At 34.5% G+C, this 26,576-nt stretch carries 28 protein-coding genes and 1 pseudogene; 20 read left to right on the forward strand and 9 right to left on the reverse strand.

What is annotated here, in order from left to right:
- Positions 1 to 2: 2 nt before the first annotated feature.
- The 6 genes from CVULP_RS01085 to selA all read right to left on the reverse strand — a co-directional run bounded on the left by CVULP_RS01085 (position 3) and on the right by selA (position 6,989).
- The gene (locus CVULP_RS01085; RefSeq protein ID WP_308216810.1) at positions 3 to 596 is read right to left on the reverse strand and encodes a bacteriocin; all 594 of its coding nucleotides are present in this window, start codon (positions 594 to 596) and stop codon (positions 3 to 5) included.
- Between the two features lie 56 nt (positions 597 to 652).
- The gene (locus CVULP_RS01090; RefSeq protein WP_265415678.1) at positions 653 to 2,485 is read right to left on the reverse strand and encodes a flagellin; all 1,833 of its coding nucleotides are present in this window, start codon (positions 2,483 to 2,485) and stop codon (positions 653 to 655) included.
- A gap of 131 nt (positions 2,486 to 2,616) precedes the next feature.
- Complete coding sequence (locus CVULP_RS01095; protein ID WP_099507548.1) at positions 2,617 to 3,138, reverse strand: cupredoxin domain-containing protein; 522 nt, start codon at positions 3,136 to 3,138, stop codon at positions 2,617 to 2,619.
- Positions 3,135 to 3,848 (reverse strand): bifunctional thiol oxidoreductase, encoded by a 714-nt coding sequence (locus tag CVULP_RS01100; RefSeq protein WP_099507549.1) that lies wholly within the window; start codon positions 3,846 to 3,848, stop codon positions 3,135 to 3,137. Before CVULP_RS01100 ends, CVULP_RS01095 begins: the two co-directional genes overlap by 4 nt.
- A 37-nt stretch (positions 3,849 to 3,885) precedes the next feature.
- Complete coding sequence (selB, locus tag CVULP_RS01105; RefSeq protein WP_099507550.1) at positions 3,886 to 5,676, reverse strand: selenocysteine-specific translation elongation factor; 1,791 nt, start codon at positions 5,674 to 5,676, stop codon at positions 3,886 to 3,888.
- A complete protein-coding gene (selA, locus tag CVULP_RS01110; protein WP_099507551.1) occupies positions 5,670 to 6,989 on the reverse strand; it encodes an L-seryl-tRNA(Sec) selenium transferase in 1,320 nt (439 codons plus the stop codon). The genes selB and selA overlap by 7 nt, the downstream gene beginning before the upstream one ends.
- 58 nt (positions 6,990 to 7,047) lie before the next feature.
- Here selA and CVULP_RS01115 point away from each other — a divergent pair, with 58 nt between their 5' ends.
- Positions 7,048 to 8,700, forward strand: coding sequence for a 4Fe-4S dicluster domain-containing protein (locus CVULP_RS01115; RefSeq protein WP_099507552.1), 1,653 nt, complete (start codon positions 7,048 to 7,050; stop codon positions 8,698 to 8,700).
- On the opposite strand, the gene CVULP_RS01120 is transcribed toward CVULP_RS01115, so the two are convergent.
- Positions 8,697 to 8,906: a transcriptional regulator gene (locus tag CVULP_RS01120; RefSeq protein WP_099507553.1), complete on the reverse strand. Its 210-nt coding sequence runs from the start codon at positions 8,904 to 8,906 to the stop codon at positions 8,697 to 8,699. The genes CVULP_RS01115 and CVULP_RS01120 overlap by 4 nt on opposite strands.
- A 167-nt stretch (positions 8,907 to 9,073) precedes the next feature.
- Between CVULP_RS01120 and CVULP_RS01125 the strand changes: the two genes are divergently transcribed.
- The 7 genes from CVULP_RS01125 (at position 9,074) to CVULP_RS01155 (ending at position 13,182) form a co-directional block, all read left to right on the forward strand.
- The gene (locus CVULP_RS01125; RefSeq protein WP_099507554.1) at positions 9,074 to 9,367 is read left to right on the forward strand and encodes a hypothetical protein; all 294 of its coding nucleotides are present in this window, start codon (positions 9,074 to 9,076) and stop codon (positions 9,365 to 9,367) included.
- A gap of 26 nt (positions 9,368 to 9,393) precedes the next feature.
- The gene (locus tag CVULP_RS01130; protein WP_099507555.1) at positions 9,394 to 9,831 is read left to right on the forward strand and encodes a hypothetical protein; all 438 of its coding nucleotides are present in this window, start codon (positions 9,394 to 9,396) and stop codon (positions 9,829 to 9,831) included.
- A 10-nt stretch (positions 9,832 to 9,841) separates the two neighbouring features.
- On the forward strand, positions 9,842 to 10,192 hold the full coding sequence (locus CVULP_RS01135) for a hypothetical protein (RefSeq protein ID WP_099507556.1): 351 nt from the start codon (positions 9,842 to 9,844) through the stop codon (positions 10,190 to 10,192).
- A gap of 12 nt (positions 10,193 to 10,204) precedes the next feature.
- The gene (locus CVULP_RS01140) at positions 10,205 to 10,666 is read left to right on the forward strand and encodes a hypothetical protein (RefSeq protein WP_252195515.1); all 462 of its coding nucleotides are present in this window, start codon (positions 10,205 to 10,207) and stop codon (positions 10,664 to 10,666) included.
- Positions 10,667 to 10,705: 39 nt separating this feature from the next.
- Positions 10,706 to 11,188 (forward strand): hypothetical protein, encoded by a 483-nt coding sequence (locus CVULP_RS01145; protein ID WP_099507557.1) that lies wholly within the window; start codon positions 10,706 to 10,708, stop codon positions 11,186 to 11,188.
- Between the two features lie 91 nt (positions 11,189 to 11,279).
- Positions 11,280 to 12,857 (forward strand): ABC-F family ATP-binding cassette domain-containing protein, encoded by a 1,578-nt coding sequence (locus CVULP_RS01150; RefSeq protein WP_099507558.1) that lies wholly within the window; start codon positions 11,280 to 11,282, stop codon positions 12,855 to 12,857.
- Positions 12,847 to 13,182 (forward strand): hypothetical protein, encoded by a 336-nt coding sequence (locus CVULP_RS01155; protein ID WP_099460962.1) that lies wholly within the window; start codon positions 12,847 to 12,849, stop codon positions 13,180 to 13,182. The genes CVULP_RS01150 and CVULP_RS01155 overlap by 11 nt, the downstream gene beginning before the upstream one ends.
- A 2-nt stretch (positions 13,183 to 13,184) precedes the next feature.
- On the opposite strand, the gene CVULP_RS01160 is transcribed toward CVULP_RS01155, so the two are convergent.
- Positions 13,185 to 13,772 (reverse strand): IMPACT family protein, encoded by a 588-nt coding sequence (locus tag CVULP_RS01160; RefSeq protein ID WP_099507559.1) that lies wholly within the window; start codon positions 13,770 to 13,772, stop codon positions 13,185 to 13,187.
- Between the two features lie 78 nt (positions 13,773 to 13,850).
- Between CVULP_RS01160 and CVULP_RS01165 the strand changes: the two genes are divergently transcribed.
- The 12 genes and pseudogenes from CVULP_RS01165 to CVULP_RS01220 form a co-directional block, all read left to right on the forward strand.
- Complete coding sequence (locus CVULP_RS01165) at positions 13,851 to 15,167, forward strand: glycosyltransferase family 2 protein (protein WP_099507560.1); 1,317 nt, start codon at positions 13,851 to 13,853, stop codon at positions 15,165 to 15,167.
- Between the two features lie 14 nt (positions 15,168 to 15,181).
- A complete protein-coding gene (locus tag CVULP_RS08800; protein ID WP_099507561.1) occupies positions 15,182 to 18,400 on the forward strand; it encodes a glycosyltransferase family 2 protein in 3,219 nt (1,072 codons plus the stop codon).
- Entirely contained in the window at positions 18,382 to 20,202 is a 1,821-nt protein-coding gene (locus tag CVULP_RS01175; protein WP_252195516.1) for a hypothetical protein, read from the forward strand. Before CVULP_RS08800 ends, CVULP_RS01175 begins: the two co-directional genes overlap by 19 nt.
- Entirely contained in the window at positions 20,202 to 21,449 is a 1,248-nt protein-coding gene (locus CVULP_RS01180; RefSeq protein ID WP_099507562.1) for a protoporphyrinogen/coproporphyrinogen oxidase, read from the forward strand. The genes CVULP_RS01175 and CVULP_RS01180 overlap by 1 nt, the downstream gene beginning before the upstream one ends.
- Before the next feature lie 2 nt (positions 21,450 to 21,451).
- Positions 21,452 to 21,985, forward strand: a complete 534-nt coding sequence (locus CVULP_RS01185; RefSeq protein ID WP_099507563.1) for a dTDP-4-dehydrorhamnose 3,5-epimerase family protein — start codon at positions 21,452 to 21,454, stop codon at positions 21,983 to 21,985.
- Between the two features lie 9 nt (positions 21,986 to 21,994).
- Positions 21,995 to 22,342, forward strand: a complete 348-nt coding sequence (locus CVULP_RS01190; protein ID WP_180753066.1) for a hypothetical protein — start codon at positions 21,995 to 21,997, stop codon at positions 22,340 to 22,342.
- Positions 22,335 to 23,390 carry an NAD-dependent epimerase/dehydratase family protein gene (locus CVULP_RS01195; protein WP_099507564.1) on the forward strand — a complete coding sequence of 352 codons (1,056 nt, stop codon included), beginning with the start codon at positions 22,335 to 22,337 and terminating at the stop codon, positions 23,388 to 23,390. Before CVULP_RS01190 ends, CVULP_RS01195 begins: the two co-directional genes overlap by 8 nt.
- A 54-nt stretch (positions 23,391 to 23,444) precedes the next feature.
- Positions 23,445 to 23,576, forward strand: a complete 132-nt coding sequence (locus CVULP_RS01200) for a hypothetical protein (protein ID WP_257874386.1) — start codon at positions 23,445 to 23,447, stop codon at positions 23,574 to 23,576.
- Positions 23,577 to 23,585: 9 nt separating this feature from the next.
- A complete protein-coding gene (locus CVULP_RS01205; RefSeq protein ID WP_213273088.1) occupies positions 23,586 to 24,623 on the forward strand; it encodes a GDP-mannose 4,6-dehydratase in 1,038 nt (345 codons plus the stop codon).
- Positions 24,624 to 24,643: 20 nt separating this feature from the next.
- Complete coding sequence (locus CVULP_RS01210; protein WP_099507247.1) at positions 24,644 to 25,582, forward strand: NAD-dependent epimerase/dehydratase family protein; 939 nt, start codon at positions 24,644 to 24,646, stop codon at positions 25,580 to 25,582.
- Between the two features lie 9 nt (positions 25,583 to 25,591).
- Positions 25,592 to 25,759 carry a hypothetical protein gene (locus CVULP_RS01215; RefSeq protein ID WP_180753030.1) on the forward strand — a complete coding sequence of 56 codons (168 nt, stop codon included), beginning with the start codon at positions 25,592 to 25,594 and terminating at the stop codon, positions 25,757 to 25,759.
- Between the two features lie 24 nt (positions 25,760 to 25,783).
- Positions 25,784 to 25,975 (forward strand): annotated as a pseudogene (locus CVULP_RS01220) (glycosyltransferase family 2 protein); the annotation flags it as partial.
- Here CVULP_RS01220 and dcd read toward each other — a convergent pair.
- Positions 25,976 to 26,536 (reverse strand): dCTP deaminase, encoded by a 561-nt coding sequence (gene dcd, locus CVULP_RS01225; RefSeq protein ID WP_099461230.1) that lies wholly within the window; start codon positions 26,534 to 26,536, stop codon positions 25,976 to 25,978.
- Positions 26,537 to 26,576 lie beyond the last annotated feature (40 nt).

Here is a 26,576-nt window from a genome sequence, read left to right on the forward strand (position 1 = left end):
TTTTACCTTACACTCCAGCCACCAAGTTGATTTTCCATATATGCTTTATAATTTTTTGCAATATCCTTGATGAGGGCATTATAATTTAAATGGGAGCCAGAAGTTACGGCATCAAATTTGTAAAGCATCATATTTGCGTCTAAAGCACCCGTTCCGTAAGTAAAAAATACATAAGGTTTTCCTAAATTTGAAACTTTTACCTGTCTTTTAATGGTATAAACGGGAAATAGCCCATATTCACCGTATTTTTGATTAACCACTTGATTGAAAGCTGTAAGCATTGTTTTATTGTGATTATTACAGGTTGTTTGTCCTAAAGGACATAGACCTTTTGAAAATTCTTCTCCGCTGTATAAAGCCACCGCATACATTTCATTAGCATTGCCCCAGCCACTTCCAATTTGTAATGAAACCACATACCCACCCCTAACCTCTTTCATCTCATCAAGGCTAAGAATTTTTACTCCTACGCTGTTATCACTCACCGCATCATTACTTAGCTTAGCAAGAAGATCATTTGCAAAAGCAAAATTTGCTAATAAAGCACTTAAAGCTATGATATTTAATAATCTTTTAAACATTATTAATTTATTCATAAAAAAAGCTCCCGCACGAAGCGAGAGCTAAGAAAGTTTAAGCCACTAGAGTATGATTACTGAAGTAGTCTTAGAACATTTTGCTGGCTAGCGTTTGCTTGAGCCATCGCGTAAGCTCCACTTTGAGCTAGGATATTTGCTTTAGAGTAGTTTGCACTTTCACTTGCAAAATCCACATCGCGGATATTTGATTCAGCAGCTTTGACATTAACCTGAGTTACGGTAATGTTGTTGATGGTTGCTGAGATTTGATTTTGCACAGAACCGATGTCCGCACGGATTTGGTCTAGGTTGATGATAGCACTTTCAGCCACATCCATTACAGCCATAGCACCTTTGAGTGTGGTTACACCTGCGGTTTGCACTTGACCGATATTTTCAGCCTTAGTCGTTTCTCTTACAACGCCAAGATTAGATAAAACTACACTAAGACCATTTGCTTGAGCCGAACCAATTAAAAGATCGCCTCTAACACTCGAGATTGCATTTACAGCCACAGTATAAACAGTTGAGAAAGCAAGAGCTGAAAGACCGCTTACACCCATAGCAGAGAATGATATGGTGGAGAGCTGTCCAAGTCCAGGTCCTATATCAACCATTAGTCCAACATTTGAAATTTTAGAAGTTACCCATATAGAAAAACCACTACCACCACTATTGACAAGAGTTGTTATAGTACTCATACCTGTTCCTGCAAGCACCGTAAGAGAACTAACGCCTACTTGGATACTTCCTAGTCTTTCCACAGAGTTAAAGCCCATAGCTTCAGCCAAATCTTTAGAAATTTGCCCCTTAGTCTCTCTTAAAGAAACAGAAGATTGAGAGACAAGCTTATCGTGTTCAAAGCCAAAGCCAGTTCCCTCTATTGCTATATCTCTACCATCATTTTTCACTAAGGATAAACGCCCATAGTTTTCCATCATATTAATGGCTATACCAGCACCAGCACCTATGCTACCTGTGATTTTAATCCCACGACCATCAGCTGAAGTAAGCACTAGCTTACCTTCTTCATCTAAAGCTGCTTGAACACCTGTAGTATCTTTAACAGCATTGATAGCGGCAATTAGGGAGCCGTTTTTGTCCCCATTTTCGTATGCTACTTTACCGATAATTACACCATTAATTGCGAAATTGTCATTTGTTGTGCCTGCCATAACGGTCCTACCACCTACAGTTTGGACATTAAAGCTAGCACGAACACCTGTTCTATCAGCTACTCTGTTAATCTCTTCAGCTAAAGCACCAAGTCCAGTTCCAACGGAAGTAGAGATTTTAACCGCTTGAAATTTGAAATCGTCAATACCATTATAGTTTTTAATGGTCATTTGAGCCGTGCCACTTTTAATGACTTGCGCACCTGTTTCAAATCTCGTAAGACCGATTTTAGAGCTTTGAGTCGCACCGATAGTTGCTTTGATGGTTTGGTTTGAGCTAGAGCCTATTTGAAACTCTTGATTGATAAAACCACCACTTAATAGCTGCTTTCCGTTAAAGGAAGTTGTATTAGCAATGTTGTCAAGCTCTTCCATAAGTCTATTGATGTCTGCTTGAAGCATTGTTCTTGTTTTAAGACTTTGACCATCTTGAGCTGCTTGAGTTGCCTTAGTCTTAATTGTATCTAAGATTTTAAGCTGCTCGTCCATAGCCTTGTCTGCTGTTTGCAAGATGCCAAGCGCATCGTTACCATTGTTAATAGCTTGTCCCAAAGTAGAAGCTTGAGAGCGTAAGCTATCCGCTATCGCCATCCCTGAAGCATCATCTGCTGCTGAGTTAATCCTAAGACCAGAACTTAGTCTTGCCAAAGAAGCATCTAAGCTTTTGCTATTAAGGTCGGAGTTAGCTTTAGCGTTAAGTGCCGCAACATTTGTGTTAATACGAAATCCCATTTTAAATCCTTTTAAATGAATTCAAGCTCTAATCCTTGAGCTTGTTATCCACTATATCGTTTAGTTTAAAAAAAAGTTTATAGCTTTTTTCAAAAATTTAACAAAAAGCGAATTTTGGGTGGCGGGTGTGCCTAGTCAAAATAAAAAAAGCCTACGATTTGCTTAATAATCTTGTCTTCTAAGGAAAGCTGGGAGCGAATTTTATCGCTTAAATAAGCTGTTCTTGCTAAGAGACTTGTTTTTTGTGTGGTATTTTGGCTTTGAATTTGAAGATTAACTTGCAGGGTGTAAAAATTTTCCACTAGCCATTCTCCTTTGCTTTCAAGGGGGTCAAGATTAAAGAAAAAGTCCGCTGAAGTGCTGACCCTTTGAGCGTAAGAGCGTTTTTTAAAGTCGATGTAGTTGAGTAAAATTTCATAGGTTGGATTTTCTTTTACCTCTTTCAAGCCTAAATTTTGAAGACTTCGTGAGAGTTTAACGCTAAGTTCGCTTTGTGTGGAGGAGGCGTTATGAAAGATGATTTTAAAGCTTTCGCCCTCTTTTGCTTTGATGAAAATGCCCTCATTATTTGTTGTAAGGGCAGTTTGCATTAAGCCTTGTGAGGCACAAGAGACCAAAAACAAGGCTATAAAAAGGCTAAAAAAAGCTTTCATTCTATAATGGTCGGTGTAGCGACAAGTCCTAAGGAGCGGTATTTTCTATAAAGCTCAAAAACGGCTTTTGTTTCAGCTTCGCTTATTTTAGGGTAGCTTTTAAGCTCTGGGTTAAAATACTTTCTTAAAATGGCAATTTTCTCCGCATCTGTTTTGGCATTTTTGCTTTCTTTATAGATGAGGGCGGACTTTTCAAAAGCACTTTTTCCGTGTGCGACAGGGGCTAGGATAAGGTTGATTTGCTTGGTTTTAAGCTCTTCTTCTATACTTTTAAGCTGCTCTATGCAGTAAGGACATTCAGGGTCAGAAAAAACATAAATGCTAGGCTTGGTTTTATCCCCTAAAGAGATAATCATTTTTTCTTTTTGCACTTCTTTCTTGGCATTTTTGGCAAAATTTTCACGCGCTTGTTCGAATTTTTTGATTTCAAATTCTTGGCGGTAAGAGCTTTTAGCCTTAAGGTCGATGATGTCAGGGACGATTAAATTGTCCTTTGTGAAAAGCACTTCTTCTTGCTTTGCACCTTGCACCTCTATGCTTAACACTATGCTTTCAAAGCCTGTGTCGGCAACTTTCTCTCTTTTGACTATGCTTAGTTTTGCGTCTGGAAATTGCGCTTTAACACTGCTAGAGTAAAAGTCTAAAATTTCTTTATCACTCGCGGCAAAAAGGCTTAAACAAGCACTTGCTAATATTATAATTTTTTTCATTTGTATCCTTTCGTTTTTGACATTATAGAGTGAGAATTTAAATGTTTGATTTTAAAAAGCGTTTTTCATCTTTTTTTATGATGTTTTCATCAAGGTCGAGGTATTCTAGGTAGGCTATGGCATATTTTCTTGAAAAGTTAAATTTGCCTTTCATCGTTTGCACATCAAGGGGAGTAGCCTTTAATAAATTTAGCATTTGTTCTTTAAAGGCTAAAAGGGCGGATTTATCGACAAAAAGATTATGTGCTAAACGCACGACTAAGCCTTCTTTTGTGAGTTTTTTAAGCATAAGATCGCCGCTTTTTCTATCAAACTCTAAGCTCTCATAAAGATTATAAGGTGCTTCTACTTGCAAAGCTTGAGCTTTGATTTTCTCATATAAAGCGTTTGAATTTTTTTCTTGTAGTTTTTCAAAATCCACGCCTTTTTTGAAAAATATCCCATTTTTAAATTCCAAAATAGACATATTTTCTAAAGCAAAAGCACAAATTCTCTCACTCGCCCACGCATTTCTTAGCGCTAGGGAGTGTGCTGAAAGCATAGCGTAGGGGTTTTTTTCTAAAATTTTATCAATGTGCGTTTTAAGCAAATCAACACAACTTAAATCATAAATGTTAAGGTTTTTCTCATCGACAAAAACCTCTTTTAAATTTTTAGCTATTTCAAGGGCTTGGCTGTGATTAAGTTTAAATCTTTGATAGCTTGAAAGCAAACCAAAGCCTTTTTTATGGGCGTTTTTAAGCAAGTTAAAGGCGTTTGAAAAATCTTTATCGTAAAGCAAATTTAAAAGCCTTAGTTTTAGCTCTTTATTTAGCGGCTCATTCACAGGATTTAGCACGACTCCACCGCCTTTTACACGCCCATTTTCAAGCAAGATAAATTTCTCATCAAAGCATAAATACATAGGCTTTTTAAAACGAATTTGTGCGAAAAACTGCCCATTTTGTAAGTCTTTTAAGATATGAATTTTTGCTTCAAGCTGTTTTGTGCCAACGCAAAAGATGTAGTTTTGATTACTTAAATTTGGAGCTTTCACATAAGCTTCGATTTGTAAAAAGGGTTTAAAAAAGCCTTTTTTGCTTAGCAAAAAGCCTTTTTGTAAGCTTTTATAATCGCAGTTTAGACTCAGTGCAACCCTAGCTGGGGCTTTGATTTTATCTAAATTTGAATCGTGATTTTGTATATTTTTGATGATAAGTTCTTTTTGTGTGTCAAGGCAGATGATTTTTTCTTTAAGGGCGATTTCTCCCTCATTTAAAGAGCCTGTAACGATAGTGCCTATACCCTTTAAGGAAAAAATTCTATCGATATAAAAGCGAAAGATGTAATTTTCATCTGTGTTTTTTTCCTCTAGGCTAAGAAGATAATCTTTAAGCTCTTTAATGCCTAAATTTGTGTGAGTTGAAGTGTGGAAAATCTTTAAGGGTTTAAAAGAAAGCCCCCTTAAAATGTCCTTTGTTTTGCCCTCCATATCCTCACACAAATCACATTTACTAAGCACTAAAATAATATCCTTAACACCCAAAAGCTCCAAAACGCTAAGATGTTCCAAGCTTTGTGCCTTTAAGCCCTCATTTATATCTACAACAAACAAGCAAACATTAAAGCCAAATGCCCCACTTATCATTGTTTTAAGCAAATCTTTGTGTCCGGGCGTATCGATGAAAGAGAGTTTTTTATCCTCTGTTTCTAAGCTTGAAAAGCTAAGATTTAGCGTAATTTGCCTTTCTTGCTCCTCTTTGAGCGTGTCGCCCTCAAAGCCGTTAAGTGCCTTAATGAGTGAGGTTTTGCCGTGGTCGATGTGTCCTGCTGTGCCGATGATTAGCATAAATTCTCCATTTCATTGATGAGCTTTATTAGCCTTTCTAGCTCGCTTTCTTGTATGCTTCTAAAATCAAGCACCAAAGCTTTATTTTCCACCCTTGCGATAATGCCTTGTTTTCTTAAATTTTCTTGCATTTTAAGGGCGTTTCCGTTAAAGCTTAGAACAAAACTTTCAAGCATTTTATCAGGTAGTGAGCCTCCGCCAACTAGACCTTTACTTTGCCTTAGTTCGCTTTTAAATTTAAGCTCTTTTTGCACCCTTAAAGCCTTTGCCCTAATGTGCGTTAAATCATCATTTAAAAGCTTTAAGGTAGGGATTTTATCATACTCTTTTTGTAAATACGCCTTTAAGCTTTCATTGAGAAAAACAAGGCTAAGTTTATCAATGCGTAGCATTCTTAAGAGTTGATTTTGCCTTAGTTTTGCAATGAGCCTTTTTTTACCAAGTATAATACCAGCTTGTGCCGAGCCAAAAAGCTTATCTCCGCTAAAGCTTAAAAGGTCGCATTGCTTCACGAGCTTTTTAATCTCAGGTTCGTTAAAACTTAAATTTTTAGGTAGCTTTTCGCACCACCCAGAGCCTAAATCATAATAGCTAATGAGTCTTTTTTTCTTCGCTAAAATTCCCAAATCCTTAATGCCAACCTCCTCACAAAAGCCCTTAAGCGTGAAATTTGATTTATGCGTTTTTAAAATGAGCTTTGTTTCTTTTGTGATGGCATTTTCGTAGTCTTTAAGATGAGTTTTATTACTCGTGCCAAGCTCTTTTAAGCTTACACCTGCTGCTTTGATAACTTCAGGGATTCTAAAATTTCCCCCGATTTCGACTAATTCGCCCCTAGAGCTTAACACTTCTTTGCCAAAAGCTAAGGAATTTAACACCAAAAAAACAGCGGCGGCGTTATTATTAACGATTAAAGCGTCCTCGCATTCAAAAAGAATTTGAAGCTTTTCAAGCACGGCATCATATCTTGAGCCTCTTTTTCCGCTTTTAAGATTAAATTCTAAATTTGTATAAGAGCAAAGGCTTTTTTGACAGCTTTTAAAAAGCTCTTCATCAAAAATACTCCTACCTAAATTTGTATGAATTACCACGCCTGTGGCGTTGATAAGAGCTTTAAAGTCCCTATTTTCATACTCTTTAAGGGCATTTAAAATTCTTAAAATAAGGGCATTTTTATCTAAAAATTCCTTATTTTTCTTACACTGCTTTACGACTTTTTTAGCAAAATATGCCTTAAGGGTGTGAGGAAAGCTCTTTAAACGCTCATCATCAAGCAGGGTTTGAATTTGGGGGAATTTTTGAAAATCGTTCATCTTAAGCCTTAAGAAAATATTAGCCTATTTTAACATATAATTTTAAAAAGGAAAGAATATGCTTAATTTTACTTATATTAAAAACGAATTTATTCAACCCCTAGATGATAAAATCACTCTTTTAGAAAAACCTAGTAAAGAGGAGGTTTTAATCACAAATGATCCTCGCCAAAAGGCTGAAATTTACGCCCCTGAAATTAATTTTTATCTCAAAAATTCCCAAGATAGCATTTTGCAAAAAAGCAAGCTTGTTTTAAAGCTTTATGAAATGAGGCTAAGCGTCTATGAAAACGGACTTGACTTTGAAAATACTAAAGAAATAGCAAACCGCATTTTAATCATTGCTAAAAAAGATGAAAAAAGAGAAAGCTTTTTAAAAGAGGCGGGATTTAAAGTAATAAGCCTTGAAGAAAGCGAAGTTTTAAGCGTGTTTGGGAGTGTGGGGGAGCTTTGTGCGGTGCTTAAAAATGAGGGCGAGGAAGTGGAGCTTGATTTTGATATTTTGCTGTATGAAAAAGAGAGGCAGGATTTTAAAAGACAAAGTGGCTGTTATAATTTAGCAAATTTTAAAGATGAAAAAGAGCTTTTAAACTTTTTGCAAAGCAAAAGCCCAAATTATAGTTTCAAAACTTTCATCACTTATAATTCTAGCGTTTGTCAATACCACGAAAGACGCAGTGAGCATTGTGCTAAATGTGCGGAAATTTGCCCTACAACGGCGATTTTAAAGGACGATGAAGAGAGGCATTTGGAATTTTCGCAAATTGACTGCCTTGGCTGTGGAGGTTGCGTGAGTGTGTGTCCTAGCGGGTCGCTTGATTATGCGCCGATGAATAGGGATAGTTTTTTTAAAATGCTTGATTTTGTAGCGGGGAGTAAAATTTGCATTATCCCTAAAAAAATGCCTTTAGAGCATTTAAATTTAAGGCTTGGTGAGGGTGTTTTGCCCTTTATGATAGAGGGAGAAAAATGGCTTTCAAATTTGCATTTTTTAAGCTTACTTCAAGCTAGTGGGGCTAATCTTGTTTTTTATACGGATTTTGTTTCGCGTGGGAGTGCTGAGGCGATAGAGCTTTTAAATGTAGTTTTTGAACGCAAATTTGGTAAAAAAGCCATATTGATAGCAAGTGATGAAAAAGAGCTTGAAAATGCTTTGACAAAGCTTGAATTTATCGAGGGTTTAAACTTTTCTTTTCATAATCATACCCAAACAAATAGGGAAAATTTTGCCGTGCGTTTAAGGCATTTAATTGGTGATGAGGATTTAGGCGTGGTGGAGAGTGGGGAGTGGCTTCGCTATGGGGATTTAAGGTTAAATGTCGATACTTGCACACTTTGCCTTGCTTGCGTGGGTGCTTGTAATGTCGGTGCTTTAGTGGCAGATAGCAAGGAAAACGCACTGAAATTTAATCCTAGCCTTTGCACAACTTGCGGATACTGCGAGGCAAGCTGTGCGGAAAAGGATACCTTAAAGCTTGAGCGAAGTGGGCTAAGGCTTGAAAAGAGTTATTTTGATTTTCGCACTTTGGCTAAAGATGAGCTTTTTGCTTGCGTGGAGTGCGGAAAGGAATTTGCAACTAAAAAAGCGGTGGAGAAAATCGCCTCTTTGATGAGAGATAAATTTGCAAACGATGAAGCCAAGCTTAAAAGCCTATATTGCTGTGCGGACTGCAAGGCTAAGGTGATGTTAGGGGCTATGATGAGGACTTAGCGGAATTTTTCAAGCTCCTCTTCTATGCTTTGTTCTAGCGTTAAAAGCTCTTCGTAATTTTTCTTATGTGTTTCTACTAATTCATCAAATTTAAAGCCTAGCATTACGATACGATAAAGGTTTGGCTTGTATTTTCTCCAATTATATAAAGTGCTAACATCAACACCCAAATGATACGCCATATCGCGTTTGCTTTTTTTCGCCATAAGCTACCTTAAATTTTAAATGCTTTGGGGTGATTTTACATTAAAAATTCTTTATTAAAAACACTTGAAATAATCAATGTTTTATTAAAAATATATTTAATATTTCAATATTTTATAAGTTAAATTGTGGAACAATTCCATTTCATTTTTTTAAGAAAGGAGTTTTTATGCGGTTTCTTTTAGTTTTAGCATTTTTGACAAGCGTTATCTTTGCTAATGGAAGTAAGGAATTTTTAAAGTCTTACGCAGATAGTTGTGAGCAACAAGCTGGTGGCATAGAGTATAGGGAGTATTGCATTTGTATGGCACAAAGCGTTTTAAATCGTTTGAGTGATGAGGAAAGAGCATTGCTTAATGAAAGAGCTGTTACGCCAAGTAATGCTCAAAAAATTCAAAAATTGCAAGCAAAAATTCTGCAATTGAGTCTTGATGAACAAATTATTTATTCTTGTGCGGATTAATATTTAATTAACAAAGGAGAGAAATTATGGATTTTAATACGGTTTTAATGAGTATTGGCGATAAATTGCCAAGAGATGGAGTAGCTTCTATAACATTAAAAGATAAGTTTGAAAAATTAAGCGAAGAGAGTCAAAAAAATGCTATCACGCAACTATCTGTTCTTAATCTCAAAAGTCCAGCTTTAGTATTTTGGGTAGGGACTTTTTTATTAGGAGCTTTAGGAGTTGGTCGTTTTATGATAGGCGATATGATTTTGGGTTTTGTGCGTTTAGTCTTGACGGTTTTAGCTATGGTGGTTAGTATCTTTTACGCATCATCAATGAATGATTTTGTGGGTTTATTGTATGGATTATTGACGGTTGCCAATTGGATTTGGTGGATTGTCGATATGTTTTTAGTGGGTAAAAAACTGCGTAAGAAAAATTACGAAAAAATTAGTGCTGTTTTTGACAATTTAAAATAAAGGAGAAAAGATGAAAAATTTAGTGAAAATTTTATTTGCTAGTTTTATAGCTGTGCTTTTGAGTGCTTGCGGTGGAGGAATTCCAAAATGTGGAGATAAAGATGTCCAAAATGTTCTTACTGACATAATGTTAGATAGTGGGCTTCTTGCTAATGTATCGGAAGTGGAGCGTAAGAAATTAAAATTTACTTATGGTGGATTTATGAGCGAATTGACAGATAAGGAGGCTAAAACTCAGCATTGTAAAGCACAAATGAAGATAAGCGGAACAATCAATTCTCGTCCGTATAAATATGATAGGTGGATTAATTATTCTGCGCGCTATACAGATGATAAGCAAATTTATGTAGAAATGCACTAATAGGATATTTGCGTGAATGAGAAAATAGTTTTGCTTGGCATTAGGGATAAAACAACGGAGGGGGATTTTTTAACCCTTTCCGCCATATTAGAAAATATGCCAGAAGAAAAGCAAAAAAGAGTTCTGCAAGCTCTTTTATACTGCCCTTTAATAAATCCTATAACCCCATTGATAGCTAGCATCATCGCAGGTTGTGTATGTTGCGGATGGTTAGCTTTAGACCGCTTTATCGTTAAAGATTATTTTTTAGCGTTTTTACGAGTTTTTGTTAGTCTTATACTTTGTTTAACTTGCTTTTTTCTTGGAATATATTTAGAAGAGGAGGGCGAAATTATAGGAAGTGAAATTTTTTTGGGATTTGCACTATTTTTTCTTATCGTTGGTGTAGTTTGGTGGATGGTTGATTTATTTTTAGTTTATCAAAAGGCTAAAAGGCAAAATTATGAAAAAATTTTAAATATTATGCAGCTATAATTATTTTGTTGAAAAATAAAGATGAAAAAGGAAAAAGCAATGATTAAATTTAACGCGTTAATTACACTTCAAGGTGCAGCTAACACAGGAAAGACTGCAAGTATTTCTCGTGCATTTTTACACACTTTAGAAAATAAAGTTTTAGTGAAATATTTTAAATATTATGAAAAAGGCGATTTTGTAGCCATAGTGGAATTTGATGGTAAATATGTAGCTTTTTGCTCAGTTGGTGATGTTGATTTAGAGCTTGTAAATCAATTTGAGTTGCTAAACAAAGAAGCTTTAGAGCAAGGCATTGAGTGCTTTGATGTTTTTATAGTGGCACATCGCACAAGTGGTAAAACTTGCGATTTTATAAAAGAATGCTTAAAGCAAAATACTCAAGCTAAGATTAGAGAATTTAAAAGTCTAACCAAAGGTGAATTTTATGATGAAAATGGGGGATTTTTACACAAAAAAATGGAGCAACACATCGAACAGACTTCTAAAGAGCTTTACGAGGCAATTAAAGCTTGTCTCTAATATGACGCTTTTTTAGGTTTGACTTAGTTCAAACCTTTCTTCTTCATTCAAAACTTTTCGCTACAATACTTCAAAAATTCTAAGGAAAATTATGGTTGAGGTTAAAAATCTTACTATGCGTTTTGCAAATCAGCTTTTATTTGAAAATGTGAATTTAAAGCTTGTTAGAGGGCAGAGATATGGACTTATCGGGGCAAATGGAGCGGGTAAATCGACCTTTTTAAAAATCCTCTCAAAAGAGCTTGAAGCAAGTAGTGGGGAAGTTTGCTTTGATGAGGGCTTAAGAGTGGCAGTTTTAGGGCAAGACCAATTCGCCTTTGAAAATTACACCATAAAAGATGCGGTAATGTGTGCTAATAAAAGGCTTTACGAGGCTTTAAAAGAAAAAGAAAAGCTTTATTTAAGTGAGGAATTTACAGATGAGATAAATGAGCGTTTAGGGGAACTTGAGATGATAACAGCCGAAGAAGACCCCAATTATGACTGCGAAACGAGGTGTGAGAAGATTTTAAGCTCTTTAAAAATCAAGGATTTTAACGCACTTATGAGTAGTTTGCAAAGTGCGGATAAATTTAAGGTTTTATTAGCACAGGTGCTGTTTTTAGGTGCTGATGTGCTTTTTTTGGACGAGCCGACAAATAACCTTGACTTAGAGGCGATTTCTTGGCTTGAAAATGAGCTTTTACGCCACGAGGGAACGCTTGTAGTCATTAGCCATGATAGGCATTTTTTAAACAAAATTTGCACGCGAATTTTAGATGTGGATTTTAAACAAATTCGCGATTTTGCGGGTAATTATGATGAGTGGTATATGGCTTCTACGCTTTTGGCAAAACAAGCCGAACTCAAGCGTGATAAGACTTTAAAAGAGCGTGAGGAGCTAGAAAATTTCATACGCCGTTTTTCTGCAAATGCTTCAAAGGCAAAGCAAGCCACATCTAGGGCGAAGGCTTTGGAAAAATTAGAGTTAGAGGAGATTAAAATCTCAAGCAGACGCGACCCTAGCATAGTCTTTCGTCCTATGCGTGAAATAGGGAACGAGGTGCTGGAATTTAAGGGCATTAGCAAGGCTTATGATAAGGCTTTGTTTTCAAATTTGGAGCTTAAAATAGAAAAGGGGGATAAAATCGCCCTTATCGGTGCAAACGGCGTGGGTAAAAGCACTTTGGCTAAAATCATCGCCGGGGCGTTAAAGGCTGATAGTGGCTTGGTGCATTTGGGTGCGACCATAGAACTTGGCTATTTTCCGCAGGATACAAGTAATATCATTTGTGAAAATTTGAAACTTTACGAATGGCTGATGAGTGAAAAATTTAAAGACCTAGATGAAATTCGCAAGTGTTTAGGTAGAATGCTTTTTAGTGGCACGGAGCAGGAAAAAAGTGCGGGGAGTTTAAGTGGGGGTGAGAAGCACAGATTAATGCTCTCTCGCCTTATGCTAGAGCGGGGGAATTTCTTGCTTTTGGACGAGCCTGATAATCATCTTGATTTAGAAAGCATTATTGCTTTGGGCGAGGCTTTGTATCGTTTTAAGGGGGTGGTGCTTTGTATCACGCACGATAGGGAGCTAGTGAGTGCTTTTGCGAATCGCATTTGGCATTTAGACGGAGGAAAGTTGCGTGATTTTCACGGGACTTATGAGGAATTTTTAGGAGAGAATAATGGCTAAATTTAGAATTCAATACAGCGCAGGTTTTGGACACTCAACGCAAAATCATAAGGGCTTTGGACCGACCATTTATATAGAAGAGGTGGTGGAATTTGACAATGGCAAGGACTATTTTGACTATGTGGATTTTTATAAAGCCTATTCTAAGAGCGATGATACCTATTTTCACATTTCTTTTTTAGAGGATAGACCTTTGAGCGAAAAGGAAATTCTTATCCGCAACGAATACCGCAAAATGCGTGATGAAAACTGCAAAAGGGCTAAAGAGGAATTTATCAAAAATAACGAAATCGAGCCTGAGCATTTACCAACGCACGGGGACTAAGTTTATGATAAGATCTTGAAAGCTTGCGGACTGAAAGTCTTTGAAAAGCTTTCAAATTCCGCTTTTTCTTTTTGACTTAATTCAAGCTTAAAGATGATGTGAGTTTCCTTAAATTCCCTTTGAAAGGCGATATTATTTTTCTTTAAAAAATGCTCCATCTTGGAAGAAGTTTTAAAATCAAGACTAAATTCAACCCCCTCTTTAAGCTCAAAAGGCTCTAAAATCGCTTCTTTTACTGCCAAATTTACCGCCTCGCCGTAAGCTCTTACAAGCCCTCCCGTGCCAAGCTTAATGCCTCCAAAATATCGCACTACAATGACACTAACATTAACAAGCTCCTTGCCCCTTAGCACATTAAGACAAGGCAGCGCGGAAGTGTTTTTAGGCTCACCATCATCGCTTTTATCCTCTACGATTTGATGATTTTCATTTAAAAAGCGATACGCCCATACAAAATGCACGGCTTTACTATGCTCTTTTTTTAAGGCACTAAGCAAATTTTTAAATTCATTAAAGGGGCTAAGATGTGCTATGAAGAGCGATTTTTTAATCTCATAGTGTGCTGTGTAAAGTGAAGATATGGTTTGCAAAGGACACCTTTTTTGCATTATTGTAGCGTAAATTAAATAAAGTGTGTTAGAATTTAGTTTTTTATCAAAGAGCCTTTTATGAAAAATGTTTCCATTATCGTGCCGTTTTTTAATGTTGAAAAGTATTTTAGAGAGTGCTTAGAAAGCCTTGTAAATCAAGATTATGAAAATATACAATTCATCTTAATCGACGATGAAAGCACGGATAAAAGCTTAAATATAGCTAAAGAATTCGCACAAAAAGATAGTCGCATTTGCATTTTAAGTCAGAAAAATGCCGGACAAGCGACGGCTAGGAATTTAGGACTTGACTTTTTAGAGAGTAAATTAAAATTTGATTTTAAGGGCGATGAGGGGGGGCTGTGTGCGTTTGTTGGGGAGGGTTTTAAAGCGTGGCAAAATGCCGAATTTGAGTTTAAAAACACAGATTATTTACTCTTTGTCGATAGCGATGATGTAGTTGAAAAAAGCTTTGTGAGTGAGTGCTTAAAAGCCATTAAAGACGCTGATGTGCTGTGGTTTAACTATGATTTTTTATGCGAAATTGCTCTAAAAAAAATTCCCAAAAGTCAAATGGAGCTTTTTGATTTGAGTGAGGGCATCATCAGTGCTAAAAAATGGCTTGAAGTAGCGAAAACTAAGCCTTTGTTTTGGCTGACTTGGCAGGGTATGATAGACTTTAAATTCTTGCAAAAAATTAAACTTCGCTTTGTAAATGGAGCGATTTATGAGGATAATTGCTTTGGGGTGTTGCTTTTTTCGATGGCTAAAAAAATTGCCATTTGTAAGAAAAAGCTTTATCATTATAGACTGCGTGCAAATTCTACTATGAACCCTGAAAAAAGGGAGCTTTCAAGGCATTCTTATCTTTATGAGCTTTATTTGGCTGTGGGGGAGGATTTTGAGGCGTTAAAAACACAGCAATGGGCTAAAAGTTGGGTTTTGAGTGCGATGTATATGAGTGAGTTTGAGGGCTTTGAGGGGGAATTTAGGGAGCATTTTATGCCTATTTTTTTGGATAGGGCGGTGGCGTGTTTATTTTTGGAAAAAGACCCTTTAAATTTAAGGCAAAAACTTGAGGTTTTGAACGAGGAATTTGAGCGTTATATTTTAAGTGGGGCGGAGTGTGTGAGGCACGAAAAAGCTTATAAGCTTGGTTTTATTTTCTTGCAAAATTATAAGAGTTTTGGGGGACTTAAAAGGCTTTTTAAAGAACTTAAAAAGGGTGCTTTGGAGTGCGAAAGAGAGTGGAGGGAATTTGCGAAAAATAAGGTTAAATTTCATTTTTTGCGTTTTGATGAGGATAAAAATAATATAGAAATTTTGAAAATTAAAAGGCATTATTCATATAAAGTGGGTAAAATTATGAGTTTTTTTGAAAAATTTTTAAATTGAAGGTTTGTTTAATAATGGAGCAAAGAATTATGAAAAAAGTTGGAATAGTTATACCTATCTACAATTCAGGGAAGTATTTAAGAGAGTGTTTGGATAGTGTGATAAATCAAACTTATAAGAATTTTGAAGTTGTTTTGGTAAATGATGGTAGCACAGATGAAATTTCTTTCAATATAGCTAAAGAATATGTTTTAAAAGATGAAAGATTTATTCTTTTTGATAAAAAAAATGGAGGGCAAAGTTCGTCTAGAAATGTGGGTATAGAATATTTTGAGGGTAAATATAAATTAAAAAACAAATCAAATTTTGTAGATGAAAAAGCTCTAGTGGAATTTGATATCGAGGGAGAAAATCAATATGGCATCTCAAATGTTTATAAGTGCTTTAACAATAATCGAGAAGTTGGTGATTTCTCGCATTCTAATATAGATTATATTATTTTTTTAGATAGTGATGATTATTGGGAATTGAATTGTTTGGAAGAGTGCGTTGCTAAAATGGACGGAGTTGAGATTGTTTGGTTTGATTATGGTTTTAAGCATGAAATTGATGAAAAACATTATGCACATAAAATAGCCGTTAGGGATAGTTTTTTGAAAATTTATGGATATAAATTTTCAAAAAAGATTACAAAACTAGAATGGCTTGATAGAGTTGATAATAGTAATTCGACTTTCGCGTGTGTGTGTGGGGGGTTGATTGATTTTAGCTTTTTGAAGAAGATCGAACTGAAATTTTTAGATAATGTTATCCACGAAGATCATCATTTTGGGATTTTACTTTTTTTGCAAGCAAATAATATTTATGTGCTTCTTAAAGAATTATATAAGTATCGAATCACCGCTGGAACAACTTGTCATTATGATGAAAAAATAAAAAGCATTCCCGCTTATATTAATGGGTATTACGAAATTTTTGGCGATATGGATTTAGCAAAAAAATATCATATGATAAGTAGTATTTTTATCAATGCTTTAGAAATTATTAAATTTATCAAAGCTCAGGAGGATTTAGATTTTGCACGGAAGATAGAGCGTAGTTTTCTTGATTTTTTATATTTTTATCATTTTGCGTTGCTTGAATTTGATAAAGATCCTCTAGGTTTAGTTGAAAAATTAAAAAATCTAAAAATAATCTTTAAAGAGCATGAATTGCAATATCCAGAGCTTGATTTTTTTGTTAAAAATGGGACAGGAGTTCAAAAAATAAAAACAAGTTTAGAGTATCATACAGGCTCTAAGGTCATCAAACTATTTAAACGCAAGAAGATATTTAAAGCACTTTCATTTATACTTGAATCGTCTAAGAAAATACAAGATGAAAATTTTTCAAAGCTTCCATATGAAGCCTATCCGGATTATGAGCAAATTCTTAAAGTGCAACAACATCTTTCTTATAGAATTGGATGTAAGATAGTGTCAAAAAAGAGTGTGAAGCATCGCTCTTATATTTGGTTGCTTATGCAATTATTGGGAGTTTTTATTATATGGTCTTTGAGGAAGAGGTTGAAAGTAAAACAACATACAGTTTTAAGAAAAATAGAAAAAAATGATAGAATGCAATATCCTATATTTAAAGAGTGTGATTTGATAGATGTTGCTTACAAGAAGGATGTTTTAAAAAATTCTTTCATAAATCAAAAAAGGGGTGATAAGTATTGGAATTGTTGTATAGGCTATGATGTGCTTTTGGAAGGAATTAAAATAAAATTTGATAAAAAAATCAATAGAGAAGATGTTAAAATTTTTTTGTATTCATATGATAAAAAATTGTTGGTTGAGTCAGATTTATTTTTTGATGATGAAGAGTATGGGTATTACATCAATATATCTCAATCTATAGTTATTCAACAAGTTGATATATTTGTAAAAGATGATATAGAATTATTAGAATTTAAAATTTTTACAAGAAAAACTTTGGGATATGTTGTTTCAGCTAAACCCGATGCTTTCGGAATGAGACTTGCTGGTATTATGGTTGGAATGTATCTTGCAAAACAAATTAATTTTAAATTTGCTTTTGTGTGGGAAAATAAAATTGATGTAGATTTTTTAAATGTTCGTCAAAGTGTTAAAAATGATGATATTCATTATTTGGGAAATGCTATGGAAAAAGCAGACTACATTTTCGACTCAGATTTTTTAAATAACTATCTCATAGATTCAAAATGCACAACGCCAAGTTGGGGTCATAATTTAGGTTTCAAAAAAAGAACTTTAAAAGAGTTAAAATATGGAAAAAGCGATGAAGTTTGGGGTTGGTATTCAACTGATATTTTACCGAGCAAATGGATAGAAGGTTGCGATGAGGAAGAATGTTTGAAGGATTTATCAAGAATTTATCATTCTATTAAGTTTTCTTCCAGATTCAATAAAATATTAAATGATTTAGATTTGATATTTAAACGAATTGATAAAGAATTTATTGCCATTCATATAAGGGGAGGGGAGGTTATTTTTTCGGATTCTAGAAAAGTTCCAGGTTGGCATGTTACGCAAGAAAGATATTTTCCTTATGAGATAGCTTTAGAATTGGCTTTACGGGAACTAAATAAGGGCAATTTAGTTATTATATTCGGTCAAGACCTTAAATCAAATGCTATTTTGACAAATTTTATAGCAAATAAAACAAATATGAATATGATCAAATGTGTAGATGATTTTATAGAGTGCGATTATACTGATATGGAGCGAAGCTTTTTTGATATGAATTTTATTTCAAGAGCTAAAATTATTTATTCTGCCAAAGAATCCGTATTTTCCAAAGTAGCTATGATGATTTCTGGTAAAAATAATTTAATCTCCTATCACGATGTTTTTAGCTTGCAAGAGCAGTATGATATAATCCAAAAAAATTTATTTTGTTTAAATTTACATCAATTACACACTGCAATGGCTTATTATAGGCTATATGTTTTGTCCAAAATGATGGGAAAGAGTAAGGAGGAAATTTTTAACTTTCTTACTAAAGCTTTGGAATGTGACCAGGAAAATGATGCTTATAGAATTTATATTATTGATTTTTATTTGCAATATAAGCGATACGAGGATGCCGATCAAATGCTAAAGATTATTTTTGAGACGCGTAAAGAGCAATTCTTAAAGAATTTTTTTGAAAATTCTTGTCAAAGCTTTAACGATGAGTATAAGAGGTATTTATCATATAGACAAAATGGCTATAAATACATTGATAGTATGAAGGAAAAGGTTAAAAAATGGATCAAAACAAAATAATTGTAGCAAATAGATTTGATGGTTTGGGAGAAAGATTAATTGCGATATTAAATGCGATATATCTTGCAAATAATTGTAAAGTTACATTTAAATTTATTTGGAATGATATGGATGAATTTGATGAAAATGTTGGTAAGGGCAAAAATATTATATTTCCTTCTACTCCAACCAAAGAGTATTTTTTTGAAAGTGCTTTTATAGAAAAATTCTTTTTTTATAATTATCAAGATCCCCATTTTGATCACGAGTTGTGGTACCATAAAAATCAAAACATAAAGAATATTATCAAAGATTTATTTAAGAATAGACAGGTTGTTCAGTGTAATTTAGCTGTTAGAATTGATACATACTTTAATGATATAGAGCCTTTTGAATATAGAAAACAAATTGGCAATATTTGGCATAACATTCCTTTTTCAAAAGATATTAGCGAAGCTATATATTACGCAAATACAATTTCCAAAGAGCTCGATAATTATTCTACTTTACATATTAGAGGTGGCGATATTGTTTATCGAAGCGATATTTTATATTTGCTTACCTCCATAGCTTTACCAGCTCATTTAGCAATTGAAATTATCAAATCTTGCGATAATAAACTTGTTATAATGGGTAATGATATCGGATTAAATAAAGAATTGAAAACAATGTTTAATGAGCAAGGAAAAATTTTTGTTGCCGAGGATTTTTTTGGGCAAAAAAAATTTAATGCAACACAAAAGGCTATTTTTGATATTATTCTAATGAGTCGTTCTAAAAAACTTTATTTTAGCGGACATAGTGGATTTTCCGTTTTAAGCTATTTAATAGGTTCTTGTGAGCCTATATATATATATGATAAGTATTCAACAAAAGAAAAATATCAAATAATTGAAAAAAATATGAAGAATTATCAATTTGATCTATGGCATCAATCTTTTTCTTATATGTATTTATATAAATATGGTCAAGAATTAGGTTTGCCACTTTCCGTTCAACTCGAACATTTAGAATCGGCTATAACTTTGAGAGACGATGCTTTTATTTATAAAGTTTTGTTTATCGATATTTTACTACAACAAGAGAGATATCAAGATGCTGAAAATTGGATTAAGTCTAATATAATAGACAAAATGCATTTGTTTTTTAAAGATTTATTATATGAAACTCATGGTGTGAGAGGAGATTTTTTATATTATTTTTTATTTAATAATTATTTTAATATTAAAAACATTGAAAAATATCCTATATTATTTAATATCGCTATTTTTTTGGCATATAAATTAATTGAGGTAGATAGTAAACTTGTGATTAATAATATGAATGCTTTTTTGTATAAAAATTTAAATAATTTTGAATTAATAGAGAATTGTCCTTTTATGGAGAACAAACAAGATGTTATAAAAACTTTATCAGTTTATTTTGTTAAGCATTTTGAAAAGAAAATTTATTCGAATCAATTGGGGGCTGTATTGAGGGTGCAAAATCATCTTTCCTACAAGTTAGGACAAGCTATGATTTTAAATTCTAAATCTATTGTGGGTTATATAAGGATGCCCTTTGTATTATCTTATATAAAAGATAAACATAATCAAGAGCAAAAAATATATTACGAAAAAATTAAAAAAAATTCTTCTTTAAAATTACCTCCTTTGGAGTGTTATTCTGATTATCAAAAAGCATTAAAAGAAAAAGAATGTTTAACTTATAAACTAGGTCAAGCTTTAATAAAGGCTCACAAAAACTGGTATAAGGGAGGATATATTTGGCTTTGGTTTGAAATTATGAAATTAAAAAAAATATATAGAAAGGAAATAGATTAATGAAAATAGGAATTATAGGTGCTGGAATTTCCGGTATGTCATTGGCTAGGATTTTAAAAGATGATTTTGAAGTGGAAGTTTTGGAAAAAAGTTCTGTCATTGGAGGCATTGCTAGAACGAAGGATGTAGATGGCAAACCTTACCATGTTAATGGCGGACATTGTTTCAACTCCAAATTTGATGATGTTTTAGATTTTGTTTTTAATGTAGTTTTAAAAAAGGAAAATTGGAACTATATGCAAAGAAAAGCGAAAGTACTTTTTAGGGATAATTGGATTAGTTATCCTATAGAATTTTCCATAACTCAAATTGACAAGATAGATTCTGACTTGGCTTTTAATATTACAAGTGAGATGTTTCAAGCAAGTTATGAAAGGGGAAATAATTTAGAAGAATGGTTTGTAAATCATTTTGGACCAACGCTATCAAAAGAATATTTTATCCCATATAATACTAAAATTTGGGGTATTGAGCCGAAAAACATGGATAATGTTTGGATAGAAGATGAAAAACAGATGAAATTGCCTGTCCCAACTAAAGAAAGTTTTTTTAGATCATTAATGGATAAAGCGAGTGATAAAATGTCTCATGCAAGTTTTTATTATCCGAAAACTAATAATCAAAACACTTTTATAGAGGCTATTGGAGATGGTGTAAAAATTGTTACCAACTATGAAGTGAAAAACATAACAAAAGAAGATAACATTTGGATTGTAAATGGAGAAAAAAAATACGACATTTTAATCAATACAAGTCCTTTAGATCTGATTCCAAGCATTTTAAAAAATATTCCTTCTGAAATTCAGAACTATTTTAAGCAATTAAAATTTAATAAAGTTTCCAATGTCTTTTGGGAAACTGACGGTAGTTTAGATATGACCTGGGGTTACATTCCTGATCCAAAAATAGGCTTTCATAGAATTTCAAATACTGGTTGTGTGGTACAACCTCATAGCAAGTTTTGTACTCAAGAAGCTATAGGCGTAGTTTCTTATAAGCACTTAGTAGAAGAGGGAAAGAAGATTCCGTTTTTGAAGAAACCTATTGATTATAATGTAACTGAACATGCTTATGTATTTTTTGATTTAAATTATAAACAGGCCAAGGAAAAAACCATATCATATTTAGATTCTTTGGGATTGATTTCTCATGGTCGTTTCGGAGAGTGGGAATATTATAATATGGATGTTTGCATAAAGAGATCTATTGATTTGGCTAAGAAGTTGAAAGAAAAATATAAGGATTAAGTATGGCAATCGAATTTGATATCAAAGAAAGTGAAATTCTAAAAGGAGTTTTCATCATAAAACCTAATAAATTTAAAGATTTACGCGGGGAGATTTGGACGGCTTTCACGCAGGAGCAGTTAGCCCATTTAGCACCTGTGCCGTTTAAACACGATAAATTCATCACTTCTAAAAAAGATGTGATTCGTGGAATTCACGGCGATACGAAGACTTATAAATTAGCTACTTGTTTGTATGGGGAAATCTTACAAGTGGTGGTTGATTGCCGTGAGGATAGTCCGACCTATTTAAAACACGAAAGCTTTGTGATAAACCCTGAAAATCAGCTTTTAATCCTAGCGCCAAAAGGCTTTGGTAATGCGCATTTGGTAAGAAGCAAGGAGGCTGTGTATTATTATAAATGTGCTTATGAGGGTGAATATGTCGATGCAGAGGATCAATTTACTTATGCGTGGAACGATGAGAGAATCGGTGTAAAATGGGGCATTGAAAAGCCTATTTTATCAGAGCGTGATATGCAAGCAAGTGGAAGTTAAGGAGAAAAAATGCAAGAATTAAAAATGCACTTGAAAAAAATGAGCGAGTTAAATTACAATCTTTTGATGTCAAATATCATCATACATTCTAAAATCGATGAAAAGGATAAGCAAATCCTCCTTTGGTGTCTGCAAGATAGGGATAGAAATTATGTAAGGCTTAATGATAACGAGCAGGTTTATGAAAATATTAAGAAGTATTTAAGCTTACTTCGTCCTTTGGCTTTGCCACTTGAAAATTTAGTGCGTGTGGGTGGATTTAATGACGGCGGTTATGTGATGTTTAACGCACTAAGTGCGGGGGTAACTCTCTCATTTTATCCCACTTTAAGCAAAGCGGAGGTGAGCTGTGCTTAAAGATAGCTTAATCTATGTCGCAGGACATAGGGGCACAGCTGGAAGTGCCATACTCGAGGGACTTCTAAAACAAGGCTTTAATAATATCATCACAAAAACCCACGCCGAACTTGACTTGACAAATCAAAAGGCAGTGGAAGAATTTTTTGCTTCACAAAAGATAGAATTTGTCTTCTTAGCGGCGGCAAAGTTAGCGCATCTTGGTCAATTTGAACCCGCTTTGGTTTTATATGAAAATTTAATGATACAAAATAATATTCTAAATGCTAGTTTTAAAAACGGAGTTAAAAAATTACTCTTTTTTGGTTCCGCTTGGATGTATCCTAAAAATGCGACAAATCCTATCAAAGAAGATACGCTTTTAAGCGATAAGTTAGATAGTGTAGCCACGCCCTATGCCTTAGCTAAAATTGCTGGAGTTAAGCTTTGCGAGGCTTATAATGATGAATTTAAAACGGAGTTTTTAAGTTTAGCCTTAGCAAATTTATATGGACAAACGAAAGATTTTAACTTTAAAACAGCTAAGGTTTTACCCGCTATGCTTAGAAAATTTCATCTAGCTAAACTCTTAAGTCAAAACGATGAAAAAGGCGTTTTAGAGGATATTTGGCTAAGAGATAGCTTAAAATTAAACAATTTGAGCGAGGCTAAGGAGTATTTAGCTAAGTTTGGCGTAAGTGAAAGAAGCGTGGAAATTTGGGGAAGTGGCAAGGTAAGGAGGGAATTTATCCATAGTGAGGATTTAGCAGATGCTGCGGTTTATATTATGCAAAATATTAGCTTTAAGCAAATTAAGAGCGAAAATTCACATCTTAATGTAGGCTCTGGGGAGGTTTTAAGCATTAGGGAATTAGCCTCTTTGATAAGGGATATTGTGGGTTTTGAGGGCGATCTTGTTTTTAATACTTCTAAACCTGATAGCACTATGGATAGGGTGCTTGATAATTCTAAAATCAATGCTTTAGGCTGGAAAGCAAAAATTAATCTTAAAGAAGGAGTTCAAATGATGTATCAGTGGTATTTAAAAAATGAAAATGTTAAAAAATAAATGTGTTGTCATTTGAAAAATTTAATTTTTCAATTAAAATAATGAAGTAAAAATTTGCAAGGCATAGAATGCGTTTTGATGTGTATGCCTTGTTATGAGGGTGTTGTTTTCGAAAAAGAGCTTAAAAACCATTTTAAAGGTAAAGTTATTTTAAGTGCTAAAGGGATACAATATCTCTCTTTGTAAAGGAAAAAAATGAAAGCTTTAATCACAGGTTTTACGGGGCAAGTCGGCTCTCAAATGGCGGATTTCTTGTTAGAAAATACAGACTATGACATCATCGCCTTAATGCGTTGGCAAGAAAGTATGGATAATATCTATCATCTAAGCCAGAGGATTAACCGCAAAGACAGGATAGAAATTTTTTATGCGGATTTAAATGATTATTCAAGCTTACAAAAGCTTTTTGAAACGCACCGCCCTGATGTGATTTTTCACTTAGCCGCACAATCTTTTCCTAAAACATCTTTTGAAATCCCCATTGAAACCCTACAAACTAACATCATAGGCACGGCAAATATCCTAGAAAATATCCGCCTTTTAAGACAAAAGGACGGCTATAATCCTGTGGTGCATATTTGTAGCTCAAGCGAGGTTTATGGACGCGCTCCAAAGGGTGTGAGACTTGATGAAAACACTCCTTTCCACGGCGCTAGTCCGTATAGCATTTCTAAAATTGGCACGGATTATTTGGGACGCTTTTACGGCGAGGCTTATGGGATACGCACTTTTGTTACGCGTATGGGAACGCATAGTGGTCCAAGGCGTAGCGATGTGTTTTTTGAAAGCACGGTTGCAAAGCAAATCGCTCTCATTGAAGCAGGACTTCAAGAACCTGTCATTAAGGTAGGAAATTTAGATAGCACACGCACTTTTCAAGACGCGCGTGATGCTGTGAGGGCGTATTATTTACTATCCTTAGAGAGTGCTAAGGGGAATGTTCCTTGCGGAGAGTGCTTTAATATCGCTGGTGAAGAAGCTTTTAAACTCCCTGAAGTGGTTGAAATTTTACTTGAATTCTCAAACTTTGAGGGGGGGGGGGGTGCAATACGCCTATTAGAAGATAAAAATAGACTGCGTCCCATTGATGCGGACTATCAAATGTTTGACAATACTAAAATTAAACGCTTTATCGACTGGAGGGCGGAAATCCCAGTGCGGCAGATGTTAAAAGATTTGCTTAATCACTGGAGAGCTGAAATTAAAAAAGGCAGAATTCCTCTCAATCGCTAAGGCGATATGAAAGGAATAAAATGCCAAAAAAAGTTTTAATCACAGGTGGAGCAGGATATATAGGCTCGGTTTTAACGCCGATTTTACTGCAAAAGGGCTACGAAGTGGTCGTGGTGGATAATTTGTTTTATCATCAAGTCTCTCTTCTTCCGTTAGCAAGTTGTAAAAATTTTCGCTTTGTCAATGGCGACGCACTTGATGAAAGACTTATCAAGCAAGAGGTAGCAAAGGCTGATATTATCATACCTTTAGCAGCTTTTGTGGGTGCGCCTTTGTGTAAGAAAAACGCTAAGTTAGCTAGAATGATTAATTACGAAGCGATTAAAATGGCAAGTGATTTTGCAAGTAAGGAGCAAATTTTTCTTTATCCTAACACAAATAGTGGCTACGGCATAGGGGCTAAAGATGTGATGTGTGATGAAAATACTCCGCTAAATCCCATTAGTGAATATGGCAAGGATAAGGTCGAAGCCGAGCTTTACTTGCTTGAGAAAGGTAACTGCGTAACCTTCCGCCTCGCAACCGTTTTTGGTGTGAGTGCTAGAATGAGACTTGATTTACTTGTCAATGACTTTACTTATAGAGCTTATAAAGATAAATTTATCGTGCTTTTTGAGGAGCATTTTAGGCGTAATTATATCCATGTGCGTGATGTGGTAAAGGGCTTTATCCACGGGATTGAAAATTATGATAAAATGAAAGGTGAGGCTTATAATATGGGACTTAGCTCTGCAAATTTGACTAAAAGACAGCTTGCCGAAACGATTAAAAAATTCATTCCAGATTTTTATATTCATAGTGCAAGTATAGGTGAGGATCCTGATAAGAGGGATTATTTGGTAAGTAATGCCAAGCTTGAAGCCACAGGCTGGAGTGCCGATGTGAGCTTAGAAGAGGGCATACAGGAGCTTTTAAGAGCTTTTTCTATGATGAAGGTCAATGCCTTTGCTAATGTGTGAGGAAAAAATATGAATTTAGAAACGATTAAAAATTTACAAACAAGTCTTAAAGCCCTAGAAAATCAACTCATCAATCATCAGCAAAATAGAGCTGTGGTGGAGAATGTAGAGAGGCAAATTGCCTCTTTAAAGGGGCAAAATGATTTTAATCTTTTGCAGGGATTGGGTAAGTTATAAATTTTAATATGTGAGAGGCGTGATTTTGTGAATGGAGCGATTGATATGATTTGTCGAAATGATAGGGTCAATCAAGAATTTTACACTTGTCCTGTGTATAATTATGCTATAAAAAATGGCTTAAAGATAGGAATTTACAACATAGCTTTTGAAAATATGCACGGACTTGGCACACCGCAGGATTTAGAGGCGTATTTAAAACTTTTACGCCCTTAATCACTTCAAAATACGGGGTAAGGTAATGCCTGTTTGTTTTTGATACTTGCCTTTTTTGTCTTTATAGGTTGTATCACATTGCTCATCGCCTTGCAGGAAAAGAACCTGTGCTATGCCCTCATTGGCATAAATTTTAGCGGGTAGGGGGGTGGTGTTAGAAATTTCTATGGTGATATGCCCCTCAAAACCCGGCTCAAAAGGAGTTACATTAACTATTATCCCACATCTTGCATAAGTGCTTTTACCCAGACAAATGGCTAAAACATTATCAGGCATTTTAAAATACTCCACAGTCCTAGCCAAAGCAAAGGAATTTGCAGGCACGATGCATACATCACCTATGAAATCAACCACATTAGCTTCAAGGAAGTTTTTAGGATCAATGACGGTGGAATTAATATTAGTAAAGATCTTAAATTCGCGTCCCACTCTTATATCATAGCCATAGCTTGAAAGTCCGTAGCTTACGACCCCTTTGCCTATATTTGCTTCACAAAATGGCTCTATCATTTGGTGTTTTTGTGCCATTTCTCTTATCCATTTGTCTGCTTTTAAACCCACTTTTTTCCTTTAAAAATTTGTGTGAATTCTAGCAAAAAAG

The organism is Campylobacter vulpis (assembly GCF_014217995.1).
GTDB lineage: Bacteria > Campylobacterota > Campylobacteria > Campylobacterales > Campylobacteraceae > Campylobacter_D > Campylobacter_D vulpis.